2 protein-coding genes and 1 pseudogene are annotated in these 2,491 nt (G+C 80.9%); 1 reads left to right on the top strand and 2 read right to left on the bottom strand.

Annotation, left to right across the window (positions count from 1 at the left end; translation table 11 throughout):
- Positions 1–136: pseudogene (locus HLB09_RS20465) on the top strand (proton-conducting transporter transmembrane domain-containing protein); the annotation flags it as partial.
- Here the strand turns inward: HLB09_RS20465 and HLB09_RS15715 are convergent.
- Both HLB09_RS15715 and HLB09_RS15710 read right to left on the bottom strand, forming a co-directional pair.
- Positions 126–1,109, bottom strand: coding sequence for an NAD-dependent epimerase/dehydratase family protein (locus HLB09_RS15715; RefSeq protein ID WP_171204261.1), 984 nt, complete (start codon positions 1,107–1,109; stop codon positions 126–128). The pseudogene HLB09_RS20465 and the gene HLB09_RS15715 overlap by 11 nt on opposite strands.
- A 35-nt stretch (positions 1,110–1,144) precedes the next feature.
- Positions 1,145–2,491: AMP-binding protein (locus HLB09_RS15710; protein ID WP_171204260.1), on the bottom strand; the 1,347-nt coding region annotated here is incomplete at its 5' end.

Raw genomic sequence — 2,491 nt, 5'->3', positions numbered from 1 at the left:
CGTCTCCCTCGGCCTCACCACCGCGCTCGTCGGGGCGGTGCTCGCGCTGCGCGAGCACGACCTCAAGGGCGTCCTGGCGTACTCGACGGTGAGCCAGCTGGGGCTGCTCGTGGCGGCCGTCGGCGTCAGCACGCCGCGGCGGCGAGCCGGGCGAAGCCCTCGTCGAGGCCCACGCGCGGGCTCCAGCGCAGGAGCCGGCGCGTCTCGCGCTGGTCGAACCAGTGCGCCGTCGACAGCTGCTCCGCGAGGAAGCGTGTCATCGGCGGCTCGTCGTCCCCGCCGAGCCCCGGGCGCACCGCCCAGACGGCCTCGACCAGCCCGCCGGCGGCCCGCGCGAGCCCGGCGGGCACGGACCGCGCCGGCGGCGGGGCTCCGTGCGCGGCGCACAGGGAGGCGAGGAGCTCGCCGACCGTGCGCGGCTCACCGCTGCTGACGACGAGGGCCCGCCCGTGCACCTCCGGGTCGTCGGCGCGGGCGGCGGCCGCCACGAGCGCGTCGGCCGCGTCGTCGACGTACGTCGAGTCGACGAGGGCCGTCCCGCCGTCGAGGAGGGGGAGGCGGCCCGCCCGCGAGCGCGCGACGACGCGGGCGACGAGCTGGGTGTCACCCGGCCCCCAGACGAGGTGCGGGCGCACGGCCACGACGGCGAGGTCCGGGCCGTCGGCCGCCAGGGCCTCCCGCTCGGCCATCGCCTTGCTGCGGGCGTAGCGGCCCCGCGCGGCGCCCGGGTCGGCCGGACCGGCGGGGGCGCCGACGAGCGGCTCGCCCGCGTGGGCCACGGACGGCGAGGAGACCTGCACGAAGCGGCGGACCCCCGCGGTGCGCGCCGCGGCCAGCAGCCGCCGGGTGCCCTCGACGTTGGTGCGCCGGTAGTCCGCCCACGGGCCGGAGACGGAGACCTTCGCGGCGAGGTGGACGACGGCCTCGGCGCCCTCCAGGGCCGCGCGCAGGGCCGGCGCCGCTCCGGGGGCGGCGAGGTCGACCGCGACGTCCTCGACGGCGCCACCGGCGGGCGAGCGGTGCCCGGCCAGCCCGCTGGGGCTGCGCTGCAGCGTCCGGACCGGGTGGCCGGCGTCGGCGAGGGTGCGCGCGACGGCGCGCCCCAGCATCCCGCTGGCGCCGGTGACGACGACGAGGCCGCCGCTCACCGGCGCGGCCGCCGTGCTCCGAGCACGGCGCGCAGCCGCCCGGCGCGGGACCACGGCGGCGCGACGGGGCGCCCCGCGAGCCGGTCGGCGGCCCACGCGGCGACGAGCGTGCGGTCGACCTTCGACTCGTGCCGGACGTCCACGGGCAGACGGGGGACGACGAGCACGGCCGCGACGGCGGGCGCCCCGGGCAGCCCGGCGGCCGCCCGGCGCACGGCGGCGGCGAGGTCGGGTGCGGCCCCGCCGGCGCGACGCGTCGGCGGCTCGGTCTCGACGACGACGACGAGGGCCTGCGTGCCCGCGGGACCCACGCCCACCGCCGCGGCCCGGGTGACGGCGGGGACCGACGCCGCCGCGAGCTCGACGCCCACGGGGGTCACGACGCCGGCGGAGGTGCGCACGAGGTGGGCGGTGCGGCCCTGGACGCGCAGCCGCACGCCCCTCTCCTCGTCTCCTGCCGGGTCCCCCGCCCCGTGCGGTCGCCCGTCCGCCTCGAGCGTCCCGACGTCGCCGGTGCGGTGCCAGACGGCGCCGCCCGCGTCGACGAGGCGGCTCGCGTCCTCGGTGGCCCAGAGCTGGTCGTAGCGCGCCTTGGTGTGGCCGGCGCGCAGCAGGACCTCGCCGGTCGTGCCGGGCGTGCGGACGAGGCGGTCGGTCGGCGTCCCGTCGGCGTCGAGCGGCGCGACGGCGACCTCCACCCCGTCGAGGGGAGCGCCGACGAGGACGCCGTCGGCGACACCCCCGCCCGCCTCTCCGCCCGGGCCGGCGGCCTCGAGGTCGGCGAGGCCCACGTCCGTCATGGGCAGGCCCTCGGTCATGCCGTAGGGGGTGTGCAGCAACGCCCCCGGCACGAGGGCGGCGACCTGCCGCAGCAGGGGGACGGGCACGGGCGCCCCGGCCGACAACAGGCGGCGCACGCCGCCCAGCGCGGTGCGCCCGCGCGCGTCGAGGCGCCCGCTCGTGGCCACCACCCCGGCGAGCGCGGCGGGGGAGGCGAAGACGACCGTGGCGCCGACGGCGGCGACGGCGTCGGCGAGCGCCGTCGCCGTGAGCGAGGCCGGCGCGGTGACGTCCATGGCCGGACTCGCGGAGACGGCCCCGAGGGCGGGGCCGAGCAGGGCGAAGGGGGCGAAGGCCGCGACGAGCGCGGTGCCGTGGTCGACCTCGTAGGCCGCGGCGACGGCGTCGCGCACCCCGGCGAGCCGGTCGTGGGTGTAGACGGCGCCCTTGGCGGGACCGGTCGACCCGGAGGTGAAGAGGACCGCGGCGTCGTCCGCCGGCGCCGGCTCGGGCAGGCGGAGGCTCGCGACGGTCGGCCGCTCGCCGCCGGGGACGCCGGCGAG

It is taken from the genome of Pseudokineococcus marinus, assembly GCF_013004605.1.
Lineage (GTDB): Bacteria > Actinomycetota > Actinomycetes > Actinomycetales > Quadrisphaeraceae > Pseudokineococcus > Pseudokineococcus marinus.
Note: the sequence above shows the minus strand (reverse complement) of the source record. Positions and strands in the feature narration are given on the sequence as shown.

Bases quoted from the DNA above. Each gene is read 5' to 3' on its own strand.
- HLB09_RS15715 (WP_171204261.1), bottom strand. From the start codon at position 1,109: ATGCTGGGGCGCGCCGTCGCGCGCACCCTCGCCGACGCCGGCCACCCG.